This is a genomic window from Belnapia sp. AC561 (genome assembly GCF_979252845.1).
Map to the genome: position 1 here is coordinate 1 of NZ_CEEDBP010000105.1, position 1,568 is coordinate 1,568.

General features: G+C 64.9%; 1 protein-coding gene. It reads left to right on the forward strand.

What is annotated here, in order from left to right:
* The first annotated feature begins 100 nt into the window (after window positions 1-100).
* Complete coding sequence (locus tag AC0IW9_RS30315; RefSeq protein ID WP_471652025.1) at window positions 101-1,561, forward strand: IS4 family transposase; 1,461 nt, start codon at window positions 101-103, stop codon at window positions 1,559-1,561.
* Window positions 1,562-1,568 lie beyond the last annotated feature (7 nt).

Genomic DNA, 1,568 nt, shown 5'->3' on the forward strand with positions numbered 1-1,568 from the left:
GCTGCTTCCGATTACCCACAAATCCGTGTCGGATGGCCTGTTGGCGATGCTGAGGGGGAGGTGATTGCCCAACTACCCAGCATTGTCGTGGGAGGCGGCGATGTCGGAGACGGCACTGCGGGCAAGCGGCAGCGGCTTGGAGGTGGTCGCTGGCGATGGCGCATCTTGGGTCGACGCGGAGGTTGCTGGATGTGCCCTTGGCGATAAGCGGCTCTGCAGCCGGTTGCGGCAGCTGCTGCGGCAGCTTGAGAGGGCGATGGGCGCCCCACTGCCGCTGGCTTGCCAGGACTGGGCAGGCACGAAAGCCGCCTACCGCTTCCTTTCGAATGAACGGTTCGGGGAAGACGCGATCATGGCGGGACACCTCCAGGCCACCGCCAGCCGCTTCGCGGCCACGCCAGGCTTGGTCCTGGTTGTCCAGGACACGACCGCGTTCAGCTTCCGCTGGGCCAGGCCCGAGACCATCGGCACTATCGGCCGGATGCCGATCGGTCGGGACCGCAACGGCAAGCCACGGACCTACACGCAATGCGGGCTGCTGATGCATTCGAGCTTCGTGGTGACAACTGAGGGGCTGCCGCTTGGCCTCGCAGCGGCCCAATTCTGGACCCGCAAGGAGTTCAAAGGCACGAACGCGCTCAAACGCCACATCAACCCGACGCGGGTGCCGATCGAGGAGAAGGAGAGCATTCGCTGGCTATCCAGCCTGACGCAGTCGAGCGCCCTGCTCGGTGACCCAGGGCGCTGCGTTTATGTTGGCGACCGGGAGAACGACATCTACGAGTTCTTTTGCGCCGCGCGGGAGGCGGGCACGCATTTCCTCGTCCGCACTTGTGTGGACCGGCTGGCGAGTGATGGGCGCCGCACGGTCGCCCGGGTAATGGCACGCGTTCCCATTGCAGGGCAGCACCGCATCGAGGTCACGGCGGAGGACGGCAGTGTCAGCCAGGCCGAACTCAAGCTGCAATACAAGCGGGTGCACATCCTGCCGCCGATCGGCAAGCAGAAGCGCTATCCCGCCCTTGACCTGACGGTCATCCATGCCCGTGAGGCGCGGAAGCCGCGTGGACGCGAAAGGATCGAATGGAAGCTCGTGACCGACCTGGCCGTCACCTCACCCGAGGGGGCCGTCGAGAAGCTGCAGTGGTACGCCCAGCGGTGGAAGATCGAGCTGTTCCATAAGATCCTGAAATCGGGCTGCCAGATCGAGGCGGCACGGCTGCGGACAGCTGAGCGGCTGACCAAGCTGATCGCGCTATGCTGCATTCTCAGCTGGCGCATCTTCTGGACGACGATGATCGCCAGGACCGCGCCGGATGCGCCGCCCCAAACAGCCCTGACCGAAGCGGAGATGACCGTTGTCGACCGCGCCGTCCGCGATCGGCCGACCATACCGGCTGAGAAGACGACGTTGCACTACCTCCTGAAAATCGCCTGTCTCGGCGGCTACCTCGCCCGCAGACGCGACCGCCCACCCGGCAATACCGTCATGTGGCGAGGCTGGTCACGCCTCATGGACATGATGCTCGGAGCCAACCTGATGCAGCCAAAATGTGGGTAACCGGAAG